The 20,287-nt window shown below is 54.4% G+C and carries 20 protein-coding genes; 6 read left to right on the top strand and 14 right to left on the bottom strand.

All coding sequences use genetic code 11. The annotated features are described in order from the left end of the window. The first annotated feature begins 48 nt into the window (after positions 1–48). A complete protein-coding gene (locus tag AB4Y96_RS24725) occupies positions 49–1,248 on the top strand; it encodes a hypothetical protein (RefSeq protein ID WP_441920559.1) in 1,200 nt (399 codons plus the stop codon). Positions 1,249–1,325: 77 nt separating this feature from the next. Here the strand turns inward: AB4Y96_RS24725 and aspS are convergent, their stop codons facing one another. Next, complete coding sequence (gene aspS, locus AB4Y96_RS24720; protein WP_091884120.1) at positions 1,326–3,116, bottom strand: aspartate--tRNA ligase; 1,791 nt, start codon at positions 3,114–3,116, stop codon at positions 1,326–1,328. Positions 3,117–3,352: 236 nt separating this feature from the next. On the opposite strand from aspS, the gene rnd reads away from it, so the two are divergent. After that, positions 3,353–4,513, top strand: coding sequence for a ribonuclease D (gene rnd, locus AB4Y96_RS24715; protein WP_091883957.1), 1,161 nt, complete (start codon positions 3,353–3,355; stop codon positions 4,511–4,513). A gap of 92 nt (positions 4,514–4,605) precedes the next feature. Beyond that, a complete protein-coding gene (locus AB4Y96_RS24710) occupies positions 4,606–5,508 on the top strand; it encodes a DMT family transporter (protein ID WP_441920568.1) in 903 nt (300 codons plus the stop codon). Here the strand turns inward: AB4Y96_RS24710 and AB4Y96_RS24705 are convergent. Genes AB4Y96_RS24705 through AB4Y96_RS24695 form a run of 3 tightly spaced genes read right to left on the bottom strand, consistent with a single transcriptional unit; the run spans position 5,505 to position 9,605 of the window. Next, entirely contained in the window at positions 5,505–5,852 is a 348-nt protein-coding gene (locus AB4Y96_RS24705) for a DUF3088 domain-containing protein (protein WP_441920566.1), read from the bottom strand. The genes AB4Y96_RS24710 and AB4Y96_RS24705 overlap by 4 nt on opposite strands. Before the next feature lie 43 nt (positions 5,853–5,895). Continuing rightward, positions 5,896–7,407, bottom strand: a complete 1,512-nt coding sequence (gene ppx / locus AB4Y96_RS24700) for an exopolyphosphatase (protein WP_441920557.1) — start codon at positions 7,405–7,407, stop codon at positions 5,896–5,898. Further along, the gene (locus AB4Y96_RS24695; RefSeq protein WP_441920556.1) at positions 7,404–9,605 is read right to left on the bottom strand and encodes an RNA degradosome polyphosphate kinase; all 2,202 of its coding nucleotides are present in this window, start codon (positions 9,603–9,605) and stop codon (positions 7,404–7,406) included. Before AB4Y96_RS24695 ends, ppx begins: the two co-directional genes overlap by 4 nt. Before the next feature lie 338 nt (positions 9,606–9,943). Between AB4Y96_RS24695 and AB4Y96_RS24690 the strand changes: the two genes are divergently transcribed. Then, the gene (locus AB4Y96_RS24690; protein WP_441920555.1) at positions 9,944–10,192 is read left to right on the top strand and encodes a zinc-finger domain-containing protein; all 249 of its coding nucleotides are present in this window, start codon (positions 9,944–9,946) and stop codon (positions 10,190–10,192) included. After that, a complete protein-coding gene (locus AB4Y96_RS24685; RefSeq protein WP_091883969.1) occupies positions 10,193–11,458 on the top strand; it encodes an FAD-dependent monooxygenase in 1,266 nt (421 codons plus the stop codon). It abuts the gene before it with no gap. Between the two features lie 6 nt (positions 11,459–11,464). Here AB4Y96_RS24685 and AB4Y96_RS24680 read toward each other — a convergent pair whose 3' ends face one another. The 10 genes from AB4Y96_RS24680 to AB4Y96_RS24635 form a co-directional block, all read right to left on the bottom strand. Beyond that, entirely contained in the window at positions 11,465–11,638 is a 174-nt protein-coding gene (locus tag AB4Y96_RS24680) for a hypothetical protein (RefSeq protein ID WP_441920553.1), read from the bottom strand. Next, on the bottom strand, positions 11,638–11,937 hold the full coding sequence (locus AB4Y96_RS24675; RefSeq protein ID WP_441920551.1) for a hypothetical protein: 300 nt from the start codon (positions 11,935–11,937) through the stop codon (positions 11,638–11,640). The genes AB4Y96_RS24680 and AB4Y96_RS24675 overlap by 1 nt, the downstream gene beginning before the upstream one ends. A gap of 243 nt (positions 11,938–12,180) precedes the next feature. Further along, on the bottom strand, positions 12,181–12,360 hold the full coding sequence (locus AB4Y96_RS24670; protein WP_441920550.1) for a hypothetical protein: 180 nt from the start codon (positions 12,358–12,360) through the stop codon (positions 12,181–12,183). After that, complete coding sequence (locus AB4Y96_RS24665; protein WP_091883979.1) at positions 12,357–12,656, bottom strand: hypothetical protein; 300 nt, start codon at positions 12,654–12,656, stop codon at positions 12,357–12,359. The genes AB4Y96_RS24670 and AB4Y96_RS24665 overlap by 4 nt, the downstream gene beginning before the upstream one ends. Before the next feature lie 80 nt (positions 12,657–12,736). Continuing rightward, entirely contained in the window at positions 12,737–13,423 is a 687-nt protein-coding gene (locus AB4Y96_RS24660) for a TIGR02117 family protein (protein ID WP_441920548.1), read from the bottom strand. Then, positions 13,420–14,223, bottom strand: a complete 804-nt coding sequence (locus AB4Y96_RS24655; RefSeq protein ID WP_091883984.1) for an amino acid ABC transporter ATP-binding protein — start codon at positions 14,221–14,223, stop codon at positions 13,420–13,422. Before AB4Y96_RS24655 ends, AB4Y96_RS24660 begins: the two co-directional genes overlap by 4 nt. Before the next feature lie 12 nt (positions 14,224–14,235). Beyond that, positions 14,236–15,396: an amino acid ABC transporter permease gene (locus tag AB4Y96_RS24650; RefSeq protein ID WP_091883986.1), complete on the bottom strand. Its 1,161-nt coding sequence runs from the start codon at positions 15,394–15,396 to the stop codon at positions 14,236–14,238. A 2-nt stretch (positions 15,397–15,398) separates the two neighbouring features. Beyond that, entirely contained in the window at positions 15,399–16,595 is a 1,197-nt protein-coding gene (locus AB4Y96_RS24645; RefSeq protein WP_441920545.1) for an amino acid ABC transporter permease, read from the bottom strand. A 109-nt stretch (positions 16,596–16,704) separates the two neighbouring features. Beyond that, positions 16,705–17,733: an amino acid ABC transporter substrate-binding protein gene (locus AB4Y96_RS24640; protein ID WP_091883991.1), complete on the bottom strand. Its 1,029-nt coding sequence runs from the start codon at positions 17,731–17,733 to the stop codon at positions 16,705–16,707. Positions 17,734–17,964: 231 nt separating this feature from the next. Next, on the bottom strand, positions 17,965–18,762 hold the full coding sequence (locus AB4Y96_RS24635) for a phosphatase PAP2 family protein (RefSeq protein ID WP_441920543.1): 798 nt from the start codon (positions 18,760–18,762) through the stop codon (positions 17,965–17,967). Between the two features lie 141 nt (positions 18,763–18,903). Here AB4Y96_RS24635 and AB4Y96_RS24630 point away from each other — a divergent pair, with 141 nt between their 5' ends. Continuing rightward, positions 18,904–20,082, top strand: a complete 1,179-nt coding sequence (locus AB4Y96_RS24630) for a cystathionine beta-lyase (RefSeq protein WP_441920541.1) — start codon at positions 18,904–18,906, stop codon at positions 20,080–20,082. The last annotated feature ends 205 nt before the right edge of the window (positions 20,083–20,287 follow it).

The following is a 20,287-nucleotide window of genomic DNA, read 5'->3' as shown; positions in this document are numbered from 1 at the left end:
GCGCGACATGCGATAGAACTACCTACTGACCAAAACAAGGAATCCACTATGCGTCCAACCACCTCTCTGAAATCCGGCTTGCACCTTATGGCTGCGACCACTGCCCTCGTCGTTGTCTTTGCCGGTTCAGCCTATGCGGTGGACGGTAATGCCGTGGCTGCCCGTTTGAAGGGCGTTTATTCCGAATACGGCGCGACCCTCGAGTACAGCAATGTAGAGAGCAGCGGCTCAACCATTGTTTTGAAGGATACGAAGGTATCTGGCAAAGACGGCAAGGACAGCTTCAAAGTTGGGGATGTAACACTCAGCGATGTTGCGGATGCAGATGCTGGCGGTTTCAAGATCGGTCTGATCACCGTCCCTGACGTTGACTATACATCAACAGAGGAAGGCAAGGGCCGCGTAATTGTTCAGGGTATCAGCATGGAAGGCGTCACGCTTCCACCTGAGAACTCGACTGATCCACTCGCCCAAGTCCTGCAGTTCGAGAAAACAGAGATAAAGCACATTTCTGTTTCGGAGAAGGGCAAGGAAGCTCTTGCTTTGGACGATATATCTGGCACTCGCTCGCCGATTTCCGCAACCGCACCGGTTAATTTCACCTCCAACATCGGAAATTTCAAAGCTGACCTATCTGAGGTCGAGGACCCTAAAACCAAGGATGCTCTCAAGGCTCTTGGTTATGAAACTCTTTCCGGAAAATTCGATATGGGCGGCACATGGAACATGACTGATGGCCGTATCAACGTCGAGAAAATGAACGTCACCTTCAATGACGCTGGTGCCTTGGGAATTAAACTTGATCTTGCTGGTATCACGCCTGATTTTCTCAAGAGTGCGAAAGAGGCAACAAAGAAGGTAGAAGGCAAACCAGATGATGCGCAGGCCATGGCAATGCTCGGCCTGATGCAGCAGTTGAGTTTCACTGGCGCATCGATCCGATTTGATGACGGTTCGCTCACCAACAAGGCGCTTGACTATGCAGCCAAGCAGCAGGGCATGAAGCGCGATGATCTTGTTAATCAGGGCAAAGCAATCCTGCCGATGATGGCAGCACAGCTCGGCAATGCCGAATTTGCACAGGCCTTGGGAACAGCAGTCAGTGCCTATCTCGACAGCCCGAAGAACATCGAGATCAAGGCTGCTCCTGGCAAGTCTGTTCCGTTTGCGATCATCGCAGCTGGCGGCATGGCTGATCCTAAGTCGCTGATCAAGACACTTGGCGTCACTGTTAACGCCAATCAGTAATCCACACGGATAACAACGAAAAAGCCCGGCAGCGATGCCGGGCTTTTTGTTTATCTGGAGTCGGTTAGAAGAGGTTTTTAATCCTCTTTCTTCATCGGCGCGAGGCGGATGTTGAGATCGCGCAGCTGGGCTGGCGACACATCGGATGGTGCGTTCATCAGCAGGTCATAGGCCTGCTGGTTCATCGGGAACATGGTGATTTCGCGCAGGTTCTTCGCACCCACGAGCAGCATCACAATGCGGTCGATGCCAGCCGCCATGCCGCCATGCGGCGGTGCGCCATACTGGAATGCACGATAAAGACCACCAAAACGCTCTTCCACCGTTTCACGTGAATGGCCAACCGCCTCAAATGCCTTGACCATGGTTTCAGGCAGATGGTTGCGGATACCGCCCGAGGAAATCTCAAAGCCGTTGCAGACGAGATCATACTGGAAAGCCTTGATCGTCAGCGGGTCCTGATTTTCCAGTGCATCAATGCCACCCTGCGGCATGGAGAACGGGTTGTGGGCAAAATCGATCTTCTTTTCTTCTTCCAGCCATTCGAAGAATGGGAAGTCGATAATCCAGCAGAGCTTGAACTGGTCGCGGTCAACGAGGTTCAGTTCTTCACCGGCGCGGGTACGAGCGGCACCCGCGAAGGAAACGAATTTCTTCGGATCACCAGCAACGAAGAATGCCGCATCGCCGTCATCAAGACCAAGCTGCACGCGCAATGCTTCGGTACGCTCAGGTCCGATATTCTTGGCAAGCGGGCCAGCGCCCTCAAGCGCTTCGCCTTCCTTGCGCCAGAAGATATAGCCGAGACCCGGCTGTCCTTCGCCCTGCGCCCAGGAGTTCATGCGATCACAGAATGCGCGCGAACCGCCTGTCTTGGCCGGAATGGCCCAGACTTCGACCTTCGGATCATTGGCGATCATGTTGGCGAATACCTTGAAGCCGGAACCGGCAAAATGCTCGGTAACAGCCTGCATTTCGATCGGGTTGCGGAGATCAGGCTTGTCGGAGCCGTATTTGCGCATGGCAACGTCATAGGCGATGCGTGGGAATTCCTGCGTGACAGGCTTACCCTCGGCAAATTCTTCGAAAACGCCGCGCAGGACGGGTTCCATCGTCGACAGAACGTCTTCCTGCTCGACAAAGCTCATTTCGACGTCGAGCTGGTAGAATTCACCCGGCAGACGGTCAGCGCGCGGGTCTTCATCGCGGAAACAAGGCGCGATCTGGAAGTAGCGGTCGAAACCGGACATCATGATCAGCTGCTTGTACTGCTGCGGCGCCTGCGGCAGTGCATAGAACTTGCCGGCATGAATGCGGCTTGGCACGAGGAAATCGCGCGCACCTTCCGGCGAGGAAGCCGTCAGGATAGGCGTCGAGAACTCGGTGAAGCCGATATCGGTCATACGGCGGCGCATCGCGGCGATGATCTTGGTGCGCGACATGATGTTCTTGTGCAGCGTATCGCGGCGCAGATCGAGGAAGCGGTATTTCAGGCGAATATCCTCAGGATAATCCAGCTCGCCGAACACCGGCAGCGGCAGTTCCTTGGCAGCCGAGAGAATTTCGATCTCGCGGGCAAAAACCTCGATCTCGCCGGTGGGCATGTTCGCATTGACAGTATCATCCGTGCGGGCCTTCACTTCACCATCCACGCGGATAACCCATTCGCCGCGCACGGTCTCGGCCACCTTGAATGCGGGCGAGTCGGGGCTGGCGACGATCTGGGTCAGTCCGTAATGATCGCGGATATCGATAAAGAGAATACCGCCATGATCGCGGACGCGGTGAACCCAGCCGGAAAGACGAACTGTCGAACCAACGTCGGATTTCCGCAGGGCGGCGCAGGTATGGCTGCGGTAACGGTGCATGATATGTGCCTCTGAGATGCTTGATGCTTGTTGCCGGAAGGCGTGAAGAAAGCCCCGGATATAATCTGGAATTTGCGCGGACAAGCGCATTTTGATGATGATTTGTCAAGATTGCGAATTGCCCGACACGGCATTTGTGGCCTGTGAGACGCCATATGGAAGCAATGACAGCGCTCTGGTAACGAAGAAACTCAGACAGACGAGACAAATGCATTTCCATTCGCTATAGAAATTTCATGACCATGATTACAACCACAGATCAGCTTGACCAGGCTGTAGCCGCCCTTTCGCAATCCGATTTCGTAACCGTCGATACGGAGTTCATCCGGGAGACCACGTTCTGGCCGGAGCTTTGCGTTATCCAGCTCGCATCCCCTGATCACACAGCCATTGTCGATGCCCTTGCGCCGGGTCTCGATCTTGCGCCGTTTTTCCGGCTGATGGCCGATGAAACCATCGTCAAGGTGTTCCACGCAGCACGGCAGGACATCGAGATTATTTTCCATCTTGGCAATCTGATCCCTCACCCGGTCTTCGATACGCAGGTTGCGGCGATGGTCTGCGGCTTTGGCGATGCGATTGCCTATGACCAGCTGGTGCAGCGGGTCAATGGCGCGCAGATCGACAAGTCCTCGCGCTTTACCGACTGGCGTCGCCGCCCGCTTTCAGAAAAGCAGCTGGATTACGCACTGGCTGACGTGACGCACCTGCGCGACATTTATCTCTACCTCAACAATAAGCTTGAGGAAGAAGGCCGCACGGACTGGGTTCTCGACGAGATGAAGGTGCTCACCGCCCGCGAGACCTATGACATGCACCCTGACGATGCATGGAAGCGCCTGAAGATGCGCCTGCGCAAGCCGCAGGAACTGGCCGTGCTGCGCAGCGTTGCCGCATGGCGCGAACGCGAAGCGCGCGAACGCAATGTGCCGCGCGGCCGCGTTCTCAAGGACGATGCCATTTACGAGATCGCCCAGCAGCAACCACGCGATGTGGAAGCCATGGGCCGCCTTCGCACCATCCCCAAGGGTTGGGAGCGCTCCAGCATTGCAACCGGACTGCTCAATGCGGTCAACATTGCGCTCGACCTGCCGAAAGAAGACATGCCGCGCCTGCCGAAATCCGTGCAGTCCCCTGAGGGAGCCGGTGCCGCTGCGGAGCTTTTGAAGGTTCTGCTGCGTCTGGTGACGGAAGAACATGGCGTTGCCGCCAAGGTCGTGGCGACATCAGATGAAATCGAACGGATAGCCGCGGAAGGCGATGCGGATGATATTGCCGCTCTGCAGGGTTGGCGCCGCGAAGTTTTTGGCGAAAAGGCGTTGCAGCTGATCAATGGCGAGCTTTGCCTGAAGTTTGAAAACAAGCGAATCCGCGCTGTGCCCTGCGCAGACCTATAGTACGGTGCGGGCCGAAGTATCGGCCCGACAATTTGGCTAGCATCGGCCCATTGAAACCATGCTGATGCGAGGCAATGATGTCTGATACCACCATTCAAACCCCTTCTTTGGCAAGAGAATTGGCGCTTCTCGCCGCCCTCGCCACGCTATGGGGTGCCTCCTATACCTTCATCAAAATTGGCGTGGAGACCATCCCGCCCGTCACCTTCATTGCCGCGCGCACGCTGATTGCCGGTGGATTGCTGCTTGCCATCATCAAGATGCGCGGCCTTTCGCTTCCCCGCGACCCGGCGATCTGGAAGCGCTTTTTCATTCAGGCCTGTATCAACAGCGTCGTCCCTTTTACCTTGGTCGCCTGGGCCGAACAGACCGTGAATGCCGGGCTTGCCACCATTTTGAATTCAACAACGCCCATCTTCGCTTTCCTGCTGACCGCGCTGATCACCCGGCATGAGCCTGTGACCACGCGCAAGATTTTTGGCGTGGCGGCGGGTGTTGTGGGCATTTCGCTGATCATCGGGCTTGAAGCATTCAACGGGATTGGCAAGGAACTTATGGCGCAACTCGCTATCGTTGCCGCAACGATTTCCTATGCGTTCGCTGCGATCTTCGGCAAGGGTTTTAAAGGGCTCGACCCGATGATGCCAGCGGCTGGTTCAATGATCTGCGGTGCGGTCATTCTCATTCCGGTCAGCCTCGTGGTTGACCAGCCATGGACCCTGGCACCCTCAGCGCATTCCATGCTGGCACTGCTCGGCCTATCGGTGTTTTCCACCGCCCTCGCCTTCGTGATTTATTTCCGGCTGATCAACACGCTTGGTACAGTCGGCGCAACGTCGCAGGCCTATCTGCGCGTGCCGATTGGTGTTGGCATCGGCGTCCTGTTCCTTGGCGAAAGCCTGACATCAACAGCGTGGTTTGGCCTGATCTGCGTCATCATTGGTGTAGCAGCCATGACCTTGCCAGCACGCAAGCGGGTGGCTGTGCCCGCCTAAGGATGCGCTTCGGGAAAACCGTGCCGCTCGGTCAATGCTTTCAAAATAGCGTCCTTGTCTGAAATGAACGCATGGCCGTTATGGATGCCTGTCTGAAACGCTGACGTTTCTCCATTGGCCAGTACAAGCAATGGAAGCGACTGGTTTTCGCTTCCAAGCAGCGCCACGACGTCCTGACGTGGTCTTGGCCATGCAATCCGATGCACATCAAGGCTTTTGGCAAGCTCGGGAAAGGATGCGAGAACACCCTCCATCAACGCGCAATGCCAGCAATAGAAGCGCTTGTCCGGATAGGCAGGGTCTTCAAAGTCAGGACGAAGAAGAAAAAGCCGATCCTTCGTGATTTGCGTCACTGCATCAATCTCCATCCAGAAATGAGAAAGCCGGTTATTTGCCGATGGCCATTTTCAAGGTCTTGCCTGTCAGTTTTGCCAGTTGCTGCAAACGTCCCTCGGGAACATCGCCAATCAGATCGGCATTCTTTGCCGCGACTTCCAGATAAAGACCATCGGAAGCCTGCTTCCATGAAAGGTTCGGAACAACACCGGCCATGGATGCGGAGAACGGATAGACGATCCGCATGATCGCGGCCAACACCTTGGAATATTCAAGCAGACGCGGGCTGGCGAGTGCAGCCAGTTCCGGGTCTGCCGTGCTGTTGGCAACGCCTTCATGGCGGAAGAAATTGGCAAGCGCGATATAGGCCCGGCCCGGATGATCAATACCGACAAACGCCGCATTGGAGATCATATTCAGCGCCTGCGAGCCGCGATAATCGGGATGGGCGCGCCAACTGATATCGGCAATCAGGCAGGCTGCGCGGCGATAGCGCTTCTCATCCTCCGTCTCGCTGTAACCAAGAGCAGCAAACGCCTCTCCGCTCCAATCCGCAAGCTCGCGCGCATAGGCTGGCGAGCGGGCACGCAGAACGGCGAACTCGTCAGCCGCAGCAATCAGCGGATCTTCAAGGCGTTCGGATTCCGACAGTAGTGAAAACAGAAAGCCTTCCCGCACGCCAAGAGCGGAGAAGATAACCTTTGAGGGGCGCATCTTGCGGATGGTTTCCAGCAAGGCGATGGCGCCGTAGGACAGCAGTGCACGACGGTTTTTCGACACATCCTCGATACCGCGCATATTATCGAGATTGCCGTCGGCAACACGTTTGAGAAAGCGCTGCGCTTCCTCAAAGGGTATCTCGTAATGGTGCATGACGTGCAGGGGATAGTGTTCGGCGCTCATATGCAGCTTGGCGAGATTTCGCCAGGTGCCGCCAACGGCGTAAAAAGCACGGCCCTTGCCCTTGGCCAGCAGCTTTGCCGATTCCAGCGTTTTCTTGGCAATATCCGATGCGGCGGCAAGATCACCGTTCGACATATCCTGCAAACGCAGGCCGCCAAGCGGAAGCGTTATGCCATCGCCGATGGTGCGGCCCTTGACGTCAACCAGTTCAAGACTGCCACCGCCAAGATCGCCCGCAATACCATCAGGATCATGAAATCCCGAGATAACACCGAGCGCGGAATAGTAAGCTTCTTCACGGCCGGACAAAACCTTGATTGGCTCACCCAGAACGATTTCAGCCTGTGCAATAAAATCGGGGCCGTTCTCGGCCTCGCGCGCGGCGGCTGTCGCCAGCACATCCAGAGAACGCGCACCGGCCTGATCAGCCAAGGCACGGAAGCGGCGCAGTGCGCGCAAGGCGCTCTGCACGGCTTTTTCATTCAGCTTGCCGGTTTTGACCAATCCCTTGCCCAAACCGCACAGAATCTTTTCATTGAAAAGCACTGTAGGCGAGCGAGTTACACCTTCATAAACGACGAGACGTACAGAGTTCGAGCCGATGTCGATGACACCGGCCGGATGACGCCCCTGCACGCGTCCCTGTGCTGCGGAAATCATGCAGTCTTGTTTTTCGCTGCTTTAGATCGCTTACGGTGGGCGATCAAGCGTGGTGCTGAAGACTTCAGCGACTTGCCGCGGCCAGACAGGCTGGGATTTGTCATGAAATATTCCTGCGCGTTAAAAGCATCTTCGCCGTCTACCGGAACAATCCGGCGCGACGTACCGTCTGCTAGTAACTCGTAACTCTGCTGGTTGTCGAGAAGGTTCGCCAGCATAATCTGTGAAAGAAGCTGTTGATGCACAGTTGGATTGGTGATCGGAACCAGGGTTTCAACACGCCGGTCGAGGTTACGCGTCATCATATCGGCCGAACCGATATAAACGAGCGCTTTTTCCGAAGGCAGTCCCTCACCATTGCCGAAACAGAAGATTCGGCTGTGTTCAAGAAAGCGACCGACAATGGATTTTGCGCGAATCGTGTCGGAGAGGCCCGGAACCTGCGGACGCAGGCAGCAGATGCCGCGCACGATAAGGTCAATATCCACGCCGTTGGAGCTGGCTTTATACAGAGCATCAATGATCTGCGGATCAACCAGAGAATTCATCTTCATCCAGATTGCAGCCGGACGACCCGCCTTGGCATGGGCGATTTCTTCCTCGATATGCTGGAGAATGCGCGGCCGCAGCGTGGTTGGCGATACGGCAATGCCCATCTCGCCCGAGGGTTGAGTGTAGCCAGTGATGAAGTTGAAAATCTGGGCAACGTCACGGCCAATGGACGGCTCGCAGGTGAAGAATGACAGGTCGGTGTAAATCTTGGCGGTGATCGGGTGATAATTGCCTGTGCCAAGATGCACATAGCTGCGCAGCTTCTGTTCCTCGCGCCGCACGACCAGCGACATTTTTGCATGGGTTTTCAGCTCGATAAAGCCGAAGACGACCTGAACGCCAGCACGTTCCAGATCGCGCGCCCAGCGGATATTGGCTTCTTCGTCAAAGCGCGCCTTCAATTCTACCAGTGCCGTGACTGATTTGCCTGCATCGGCGGCATCGATCAGCGCGCGTACGATCGGGCTGTCATTGGATGTCCGATACAGCGTCTGCTTGATGGCAACCACTTCCGGATCGGCAGCGGCCTGACGCAGGAACTGCACGACAACATCGAAGGATTCGTAAGGGTGGTGAACCAGGATGTCCTTTTCGCGGATCGCGGCAAAGCAATCACCGCCATGCTCACGCACGCGCTCGGGAAAACGTGGATTGTAAGGCACGAATTTCAGATCGCCGCGTGGAATGCCGACGATTTCAGAGATCGTGTTCAGCGCCAGAAGACCTTCGAGAACGCTGATACGGTTGTCAGGAACGCCGAGTTCGGTTGCCACGAAAGCGCGCAGGGATTCGGGCATTTCATCGTCAAACTCGATGCGGATCACCTGACCGCGCCGACGGCGCTTCAGCGCGCTTTCGAACAGGCGCACCAGATCCTCAGCCTCTTCTTCCACTTCAATATCGCTGTCGCGGATGATGCGGAATGTACCGGCGCCCTTCACCTCGTAGCCGGGGAACAGGCGTCCGGTGAACAGGCTGATGGCATCTTCGAGCGTCAGGAAGCGGAAACGCCCAGCATCATCAGGAATCTGGATGAAACGTTTCAAAGCCTGTGGCAGACGCAAAAGCGCGGTCATCGGACGATTATCCGTGCTGCGGCTCAAGAGCATAGCGATGGTGAAACCGAGATTGGGAATGAATGGAAACGGATGCGCCGGATCAATGGAGAGTGGCGTGAGCACCGGATAGATGGTTTCAAGGAAGTGATCCTCGAGCCAGAGCCGTTCGGTTTTGGTCAGTTTATCAGGGCGGACGATCTCGATATTCTCGGCCAGCATCTCAACGCGCAGTTCGTTGAAGCGAAGCTGTTGGGCCGCCTGCAGCTTGCCGACTTCATCAAGCACGAATTCCAGCTGTTCCTGCGGCGTGCGCCCGTCAGGGCTGCGATTGGAAACGCCTGCACGCACCTGACCCGCAAGGCCAGCAATACGCACCATGAAGAACTCGTCCAGATTGGCAGCGGAGATTGACAGGAAGCGCAAACGCTCCAGCAGCGGCTGATGCAGATTATGAGCTTCTTCCAGCACGCGGCGATTGAACTGCAGCCAGGAAAACTCGCGATTGACGAAGCGATCGACACTGTTATGCAGATCCGGCAGATCGATGACTTCGACCGCATTCGTTATGGCGGGTGACTGATCGTTCATTGTCATTCTCCGATTAGAATAGTCCCGTCAAACGCGGAATCACAGGCCACAATAGAGAAGTCTCTTGAAGCTTTTATAGCAGTCRCCGCAAATTCTCGTTCGTCCGATAAAAAATCAACGCCCCAAAGACCTTACACCGGAATTGCAGCGTTTCGCGACGAAATTCTAAGCCGGATGAATAGTGAGGGGTCCGCCAAAGCGGCATTTGTGACTGAATGAACCGCACTTGTGTCAGATTGCCTCGCTTTGAGGCAACAGAAGCGATTTTCATAATGGCAGAATTGCTCTATGAGGGAGGCAATATTAATGCGTATTGACCGAAAGCTCAGGAGCGACACATGGCCGGACACAGCATTCCCCACTTCCAGAACAGCGCTGGTCACGCCGCCATCAGCATCGGCGTGAAGGAATTCATGTGCGTCGGTGCCAATCCACCTTTCGATCATCCGCATGTTTTCCTCGATCTTGGCGACGATAACGAAAAAGTCTGCCCCTACTGCTCGACGCTCTATCGTTTTGACGCGTCGCTCAGCGCGGAAGAGACTATTCCTGCCGGTTGCACCTATGTGGACAACAAGGCTGCCTGATTGCAAACGCCCGTCATCGACCTGAAGACGGCCCGCAACAGGCGAACTCCCAACCCTGATCAGATCATTATTGCCGGGGCCGGTATTGCCGGCCTGACATTGGCGCTGGCGTTGAGCGCCAGAGGATTTGCAGTCCAGATATTCGAGAAGAGTGCTGTTCTTGCCGAAGCCGGGGCTGGTATACAGCTTTCGCCCAATGCAACGCGCCTTTTGCAACGCCTCGGCGTGCTTGACCGCCTGATGCCCTCGTCGGTGCAGCCAGATGCTGTTTGTCTGCAGGACGGGATAAGCGGCAACACGCTGCTGCATCTGCCCATGGGCAAAGGCGCGGAAGAACGCTGGCATTCCCCCTACATTGTCTGTCATCGCGCAGACCTGCAACGCGCGTTGCTCGCCGAGGTCCGCAGCCGCGGTAATATTGCCATGCAATTGGAATCCTCCGTGACCCATCATCGAAGCGATGCGCAGGGCGTGATGGTGCGTGTCCAGTATAATGACCGTATCGAGGAACATCGCGGTGCCTTGCTGGTCGGAGCTGATGGTGTCTGGTCGATTTTGCGTAATGCAGCATCTGACCATGATCAGGCGCGCTACACCGGTTCTATCGCCTGGCGTGCCTCGGTTCCAGTCGGTCGGTTGCCCGCATCGTTCACCGCCCTTCTGCCTGAGGGGAAAAATGTAGTCGCCTGGACCGGCAGCAATGCGCATCTGATCGCCTATCCCATGCGTTCAGGTGAGATGATGAATTTCGTTGCCGTGGCCCGCGACCGGAAAAACGGTGGCCGTTGGGATGTCGAAATCAGCCCCGATGCACCAAGTCAGAACTTTGCCAAGGATTTCCACGCGTGGCATCCGGGTATTCGCGATCTGGTCCTGTCCGTCGGTCCATGGACGCCGTGGCGGCTGTTCGAAATGAAGCGCTGTCATTTCCTGCAGGACAACCGGCTTGTGCTGATCGGCGATGCCGCCCATGCAATGACACCCTATGCGGCGCAAGGTGCAGCCATGGCGATCGAAGATGCCTGCGCCCTCGCCGCAACACTCGGTGAGCAGAAGGAAAACTGGCCGAGAGAACTAGCCGCCTATGCCAAAAGCCGAACACGACGCATTGAATCGGTCGTGCGCCGAGGCGCACTCAATCAACTGGCCTATCACGCAAAAGGACCGGTTGCCCTTGCCCGCAATCTGCTCATGCGCAATCGACCAGTGGAAAAATTCGTCGCAGGATTTGACTGGCTCTATGGTTTTGATGCGGAAGCCAGATAGTACCGATTACTCGGCTGCCGTGGCACGACGTTCCAGTTCGCGCGCAATAGCAGCAAGGCGAAGGTCCGTTTTTTTCTGACTTTGGTCCACTTCATGCAGACCATACATAATCGCACCACCCACCATGGCTATGACCATGAAAGCCCACGTGCCGATCCAGACCATCTCATAGGTGAGCATCAGGACAACCCTCTTTTCAGAACCCATCTGCCGCAAATATGCAGACCAAACGATAACACGCCGCCGAATATCATCGCAATAAACTTCATCATCAACCAGAAGGTGTTGTCCTGCTGCAAAACCGAGGGATTTGCCATGATCCCAACTATCGGCGCCAGGATACCAACCACAATGAGCGCCGTAGACAGCCGATCGAGCGCCGAAGCTACATACTTGCGTAACTCGTTATTCCATATTTGCTCGGTTGCAGCGATTTCGCGCAATCGCTCGCTGCTTATTTCCTCAAAGTTCTCCGCCATTAAAAACTCCGGCTGAAATAAATTATAATAAAATCAAATAAATCAATTAGTTAAACAAAAATACCAAGACGAAAGAACGATTCATCCTACAGATTATTATTCGAGTGACCAGACAAGGTTTCGCGGCAGAGGGTTCCAAAAGCCTGTGCGCAAACAACCTACCCGCAAAATAGCGCTCGTCCAGGCGTGGCACCCTCGCATTCGCGACCTTGTTCTGTCCGTGGGCCTGTGGAGCCATAGAGACTATTCTGCGGGCAATCCCTGTTCACGCAAGCCTTGCCTTGCCCGTGCGATCTGTTGCTTGGAACGCTCGGTTTCTTTTCTAAGCTGATTGAACTCGTATCGAGCGGCAAAAAAACCGCCTATACCAATAAGATTAATCATGAAAATTGCATAAATGAGGATGTTTGAATCGATTGTCATTGCCAACCATCTCTTAGTTTAATCTTTCCATAAAGATGCAGGCCGCAGGATATCATCAACGCTTGCAACAATCCACAAACGATCAGAAACTTGCCTATCCTATTGTAATTGCTCAATAGAGCCGGATTCAAAACCGAACCAAAAATCGGGCCAAGAAACCCCGTGATGAAGATTGCCGTGGAGAGACGGTCATATGCGGCAACTGTATATTTCAGCACTTCATTGTTGCGGCTCTTACGCAATAATTCTGCCGCGTCTATCTGTTTACTAGTCAGCCCCTGAAGATCATCGGTCATTAAAAACTCCGAATTAAAACTTCAAAATAAATTTAATAAAATCAATTAGTTATACAAAAAATGCGGAAGAAACACCCGCTCTACAAATTATTATAATGTTTGAGCGACCAGACAAGGCTCTGGGGCAATGGATTCCACACTCCTGTGCGCAAATGACCTGCCCGCAAAATGGCACTTGTCCAGGTGTTGCAACCAAGAAGCGCCGTGAATGTGCCTTTGGCTTCAAAAAAGCGGTCATTCGGCCCATAACCAGCGCCTTCGATTATCACCGCTTTTCCTTCTGCATCCCGCTGGAAGGTGGCCAGTGCATTGGCAAGCATGGCGTCGAAAGCCTCCGGGCTGACCAATAAGCGTTTGATCGCAGGATGGTTCGTATTGATGGTGCCGACGGGCTCCACATGCATGGCGGATGCATCATAGGTCAGCCCGCGCATCAAAGGCAGGAATTTGAGTTCCGCCCAAGTGGGTGTCTCAAGATAAAAGCTGCGCCCTCCCCAGCCCACAACAATCCACGCGATACGTGGATCGGTGAACTGAAAATTATCATTGCTCAGGAAAGACAGCCGTGCCAGCACATCCGGATCGGCGGGAAATGCAATGTCCGTATGAATGGGATTGGACAGGAGAAGGACTGTGCGCACGGGCTGCGACGTTTGACCTGTCTGCGCAAAGAACGGCCGGGGTATCAATGCGCCCGCCAAAAAAACCAAAGCAGCGGCCACAAGGACCGCTGCAATGGATTTCAGGATGAGACGCAGAAGTCTCAATGAAGAATCTGGCTCAAGAACAGCTTTGTCCGTTCATGCTGCGGATTATCGAAGAATGCGGCCGGTTCGTTCTGCTCGACGATCTGGCCCTGATCCATGAAGATCACGCGGTTCGCCACCTGACGGGCAAAGCCCATCTCGTGGGTCACGCAAACCATGGTCATGCCTTCTTCGGCAAGCTGAACCATCGTATCCAATACTTCCTTGATCATCTCGGGATCGAGCGCCGAGGTTGGCTCATCAAACAGCATGATGCGCGGGTTCATGCATAGCGAGCGGGCAATCGCCACCCGCTGCTGCTGACCACCGGAAAGCTGACCGGGATATTTATTGGCCTGCTCGGGGATTTTGACGCGTTCGAGATAGTGCATGGCAATCTCGTCCGCCTTTTTCTTCGGCATCTTGCGCACCCAGATTGGAGCGAGTGTGCAGTTCTCCAGAATTGTCAGGTGCGGAAACAGGTTGAAATGCTGGAACACCATGCCAACTTCGCGCCGGACTTCATCGATCTTTTTCAGATCGTTGGTGAGTTCAATACCATCAACGAGAATCTTGCCGCTCTGATGCTCTTCAAGCCGGTTGATGCAGCGGATCATGGTGGACTTGCCCGACCCCGAAGGACCGGCGATGACGATGCGCTCACCGCGCATCACCTTGAGGTTGATGTCCTTGAGGACGTGGAAATCACCATACCATTTGTTCATGCTGCTGATCTCAACGGCAACATCGGTCTTGGAGACCTGCATCAAGGAGCGGTCGACATGAAGTTCAGATGGATCGACGACGTTTTCAGTGGTCATGCAAGGTACTCCTTAGTGTTTATGTCCTGTATCCAGCCTGCGTTCCATGAAGATGGAATATCGCGACATGCCGAAACAGAAAATCCAGAAGACGAAACCGGCGAAAATCAGGCCGGAGATGGGGGTTTGTGGTGATGCCCAGTTGGCATCGTTAAAGTGCTGACGCACGGTTCCGAGCAGATCGAACATGCTGATAATGGAAACCAGCGATGTATCCTTGAACAGACCGATGAACGTGTTGACAATCCCCGGGATCACCATTTTCAGCGCTTGCGGCAGAATGATAAGGCCGGTTTTCTGCCAATAGCTCAATCCGAGCGAGTCAGCACCTTCATATTGGCCTTTTGGGATTGCCTGCAGACCACCGCGCACCACCTCAGCCATATAGGCCGAAGCAAAGAGTGCCACGCCGATCAGTGCGCGTAAAAACTTGTCAAAGGATACGCCCGGCGGCAAGAACAGTGGCAGCATATAGCTGGCCATAAACAGCACCGTCACGAGCGGAATGCCACGCACCATTTCAATGAAAATGACGCAGAGCATCTTGATAACAGGCATTTTCGAGCGCCTGCCCAAGGCGAGAACAATACCGAGCGGCAGCGACACGGCAATGCCCACAAAGGAAAGCACCAGTGTGACAAGCAAGCCACCCCAGGTCGCCGTTTCAATGTAGGGAAGACCGAACCAGCCACCGACAAGCAGGAAGAAGGCGAAGATCGGGAAAATGAAGAAAAACACGATCGCATTGGCGGTCTTGAACGGAGCTTTTGGGGTCAGCAACGCAATCAACAGCAGAGAAAAGATGATGCCAACAAGATTGACACGCCAATGCTCTTCCAGCGGATAACGGCCATACATGAACTGGTTGAAATTGGCGTTCACATAAGCCCAGCAGGCGCCTGACCAGCCATCGGGCATGACACCGCCCTGCGCGACAGTCGAGCAGACTGCCCGGTCCGCACCGGACCATGAGGCCTGAATAAACAGCCAGTTGATCATCGGTGGTACGAACCACGCCAGAAGGAAAATGGCAAAGACCGTCAATATGGCATCAATAGGCGTTGCCATGAGGTTGAGCCTGATCCAGCGGACGATGCCCCGCTCACCCAGAGGTGGTGTCTGGCCCTGCAGCATTTCGGTACGAACGAAACTCAGATTGTTGCTATCAGCCATGATCAGCGCTCCACCAATGCCATCTTCGCGTTAAACCAGTTCATGAAGAGCGATGTCAGCACACTCAGACTGAGATAAACGATGATGAAGATGGTTAGGACTTCGATGGAGCGGCCAGTCTGGTTGAGGATCGTTCCGCCAACGGCAAAAAGATCAGGATACCCTACCGCCACGGCCAAAGACGAATTCTTGGTCAGATTCAGAAATTGACTGCTCAATGGTGGAATGATGATGCGCAGAGCCTGTGGTACGACCACGAGCCGTGTGGTTGTACCGGCGCGCAGTCCGAGGGCATGGGCCGCTTCGCTCTGCCCCTTGCCCACACCGCGAATACCGGAGCGCACAATCTCGGCAATGAAGGATGCCGTATAGAATGAAAGCGCAAGATAGAGCGACATGAATTCAGGGCCGACAAGCGATCCACCGCTCAGATTAAATGAGCCGAGCACAGGACGGTTGAAGGTCAGCGGAAAGCCTTTGAGAGCAAAAGCCAGAAGCGGCAGTCCGATAATCAAGGCCAAGCCCGTCAGGAGAACAGGGAATTGCTGTCCTGTCGCCATTTGCCGTTTATAGGCCCAGCGGCGGACAAAGAATGTGCCTATGATGGCTAGGATAAATGCGGCACCTGCCAGCCATGCACCTTCACCAAAAATCGGTACGGGAAAGAAGAAACCGCGATTGTTGAGGAACGTGCTGAACGGCAATGCAATGCTCTGCCGTGCTTGCGGCAAAACAGCCAAAACACCGGAGTACCAGAAGAAGATAACCAGCAGTGGCGGGATGTTACGGAAAACCTCGACGTAAACGGTGCAGAGCTTGCGAATAAGCCAATTGTGCGAGAGCCGTCCGACGCCAATAATAAAACCGATAATGGTCGCGGTGATGATACCGACGACGGCGACCAGCAATGTATTCAAAAAACCGACATAAAGCGCGTTTATGTAGGTGGAGTCGCTCGAATAGCTGGTGAACGGATGAGAACTGATATCAAACCCGGAGCGACCGTCGAGAAAACCGAAACCTGTTGCCAGGTGGGCGCGCTGCAGATTGGCGATTGTATTGTTGACGACCCAGTAGACCAAACCCACCAGTACAACCAGAACCACGACCTGATAAATGTAGCCGCGAATTTTCGGATCGTTTAAAAGTGATGCTTTGGCACTATCTGTACCGACAGGCGTAATATCCTGCGATGCCATTGACCCCTCATTTCTTTAGTTCGTTTTTTATTTTTATTATTTTTGTAATTGTTTTCCCGGAAAGGAGGCAGAGCCCCCTTCCCGGATTTCAAATCGATCAGTTAAAAAATCAGCGGATCGGCATTGCGTATTGCAGGCCACCCTTGCTCCACTGAGCATTGATGCCGCGGGCAATCTTGAGCTTGCTGCCTGCACCGACATTGGACTCGAACAGTTCGCCATAATTGCCGACCGCCTTGACGATCTTGACGACCCAATCATTGGTCAGACCGAGGTCCGTTCCAAGCTTGGTGTTGGCTTCCTGACCAAGCACGCGCTTGATTTCAGGGCTGTCGCTCTTGGTCAATTCATCAACATTGGCCTTGGTGATGCCGAGTTCTTCAGCGGTCAGCAGGGCATAATGTGTCCAGCGGATAACGTCAGCCCACTGGCTGTCGCCCTGACGAACGACGGGGCCCAGAGGCTCCTTCGAGATAATTTCAGGCAGAACAACGTGATCATCCGGCGCAGAAAGTGTCAGACGGATGGCATAAAGGCCCGACTGGTCGGTGGTGTAGACGTCGCAACGGCCGGCATCATAGGCGGCGTTGACTTCTTCAAGCTTCTCGAACACGACAGGATTGTATTCCATCTTGTTCGCCTTGAAGTAGTCGGCGAGATTGAGTTCGGTCGTTGTACCGGCCTGAACGCAAACCGATGCACCCGAAAGCTGCAATGCGGAATTGATACCAGACAGCTTCTTGGCGTTGATCATGAAGCCCTGACCGTCATAATAATTGACACCGGGGAAATCAAAGCCCTGCGTGTCGCGGCTCAGTGTCCATGTGGTGTTGCGAATCAGAACGTCAATCTCACCCGACTGCAAAGCAGGAAGACGATCCTTGGCGGAAAGCGGTGTAAACTTTACCTTGGTTCCATCGCCAAAAACGGCGGCGGCAACGGCACGGCAATAGTCAACGTCGAAACCGGACCACTCACCCTTGTCGTTCGGCGCGCCGAAACCAGCAAGACCTGTGTTTACGCCGCATTGCACGAAGCCTTTTTTCTTAACGTCATCAAGCGTGCCAGCGGAAGCAGCGGAAGCCAGCAGGACCAACGCGGATGCCCCCAATACGCCCTTCAAAACAAGATTTTTCATAACTACCAAACCCTTTAATTGTTGCCCGTGGTTCCCAGAGAGGAATCTTCCATATTGGCGGGTTCCCCCCGTGCCCTTTCAAGGCTCCAACATGTCTCCCATTCACCCCTGTATCGAAGGGCATTCTGTGAGTTTGGTCAAGGGATAATCTTTGCCCAATATTTTTGCAGAAACAGCCGAATAGCTGCTTCTTGTTGAAGTTTTCGATTATTTCTTGTTCAAAAACTCAAATCAGCGCCAAAACCGGTCGCGAAAACGCAAAATCGGGAAGAATCGAGTGCCGTCGAACAAAAAGGCAGCGCGGCGTCCGGCAAGGAATCTGGCGAGTGCAATGGTGAAGAGGAAGCCGACGGTGTAGCCGGCAACCACATCCGTCGGATAATGGGCCCGCGCGATGATGCGCGTGAAGGCAATAAACATGGTTGCCAGAATGATCGGCACCCGCCAGCGCGGAAACCATAGCGCGAGAATGGCGCCAACAGCACCCATTGTGGTTGAATGCCCCGACGGAAAACTCGCGAAATCATACCCGGCCTGAAATGGTGAAAACCCATTGGCGCCGAGGGTATCGATAAATTTCGGCCGGGCACGCCCGATACAGAATTTAGCAATATTGGTCAGGATTCCTGACAGGGCCACAGCCCAGAAAGCAAATGTTGCCTGTGCATAAATCAAGCCCAGGCGCACGCGCCGCGCATGGGGCAGATTGCGCCAGTTAATGCCAATCAGGCACACCGCAATGAAGAATGCCGGGATCAGGTACCACTGGGACAGACCGATATCGGTCAGCAGCCGCATGGAGCTTAATGGCCCCTCATGGGAAGACAGATTGCGTGAAAGAGGATCGTCGAAAGGATGCAGCAGGAGAATGAAGAAAAATATCAGCACCGCTGCCATCGACATGCCACCGGTCCATACGGCAGGTGTGTTCGGATGGGCAGGCGCACGCATGCGTCGCAAAAAATTGACGATCGACCGCCTTGCGCGTCCTAAGCCCGACAGGGATTGTGAATTGGCGGCATTCGTCATTGTTTCTCCAATTTGCCTGAACCTAAACAGGCTAACTGTTCCTCATCCAGTATGACTCGACTGTTGCAACGGGAACGTCGTGGCATTATCGACTTCTCGCAACACTTACAATTGTCATGCATCGCAATGCGGAGAATATCCATGGGCAAAGAGTCTGATAAGATGGCAAAATTCGGGATCAACACGCGTCTGGCCCATGGCGGCTATGATCCGCGTGATTATCACGGTTTTGTCAATCCGCCGGTTGTTCACGCTTCGACCGTTCTTTTCCCTGATGCGGAAACCATGGCGAGCCATAAGCAGAGATATGGTTATGCAACGCATGGCACGCCTACAACCGATGCGCTGTGTCAGGCAATTGACGAGTTGGAAGGCTCATTCGGCACCCTGCTGGTCCCATCGGGCCTTGCAGCTGTAACCATTCCTCTGCTTGCGTTTCTGGCACCCGGCGATCATTTGCTGATGGTCGACAGCGTCTACGGCAACACACGTTATTTCTGTAATACGATGCTGAAACGCTTGGGTATCGAGGTCGAATATTATGACCCGCTTGTTGGCGCTGATATTGAAAAGCTCATCCGCCCCAACACAACAGTCGTCTTTACCGAATCGCCGGGCTCCAACACATTTGAAATTCAGGACATTCCAGCGATCGTTGAGAAAGCACACGCGGCAGGGGCCATTGTCATGATGGACAATACCTGGGCGACGCCGCTTTATCTGAAGCCGCTGGATTTTGGCGTCGATATCTCCATCCATGCGGCAACAAAATATCCGTCAGGCCATTCGGACATTCTCATGGGCAGCATCTCAGCCAATGAAAAATGCTTCAAGCGGCTTGATGACGCCTATACGGCCATCGGCCTGTGCGTTGCTGGCGATGATGCCTACGACGTTCTGCGCGGTTTGCGTACAATGAAGCTGCGTCTGGATCAGCATGGCAAAAATGCGCTTGAAATCGCCCGCTGGCTTGAAAAACAACCCGGTGTCATCGAGGTCTTGCACCCCGCTCTTGAGAGCCATGCCGGACACGCCTTGTGGAAACGGGATTTTTCCGGTGCTGCTGGCGTGTTCTCCATCGTTATCGAGGGCGAAACAAAACAGGCCAGAGCTTTCCTCAACACGCTTGATATTTTTGCGCTCGGCTATTCGTGGGGCGGCTATGCAAGCCTCGCGCTTCAGGTCAATCTTTCGGATCGGGTTCTGACCGGCAAGAAATATGCGGGAGCGCTTATCCGCCTGCAGATCGGTCTCGAAGATACAGAAGATCTCATCGCTGATCTCGAAAAAGCCCTCGCGGCAGCCAAAGCGGCGCAATAACAATAAACAGAAGGTGATTTCGCGTTTGGGATCGTTCTTGCTATGACAAAGCCATGAGCAGGCTTGCCATTCTTCTGACCTTCCTCACAGCCTTTTCCGTCGGTTGGGTGCCCGTATTTGCGGCGCCTGTCCGGCTGGCAACGGAAATGACAGCACAGGTTACAGACCAAAAGCCAATGGCAGGCCATGCCCATGCCTGTGCGGG

It is taken from the genome of Phyllobacterium sp. TAF24 (genome assembly GCF_052113785.1).
Lineage (GTDB): Bacteria > Pseudomonadota > Alphaproteobacteria > Rhizobiales > Rhizobiaceae > Phyllobacterium.
The sequence above is the reverse complement of the archived record's forward strand: the minus strand, read 5'-3'. Positions and strand labels throughout refer to the sequence as shown.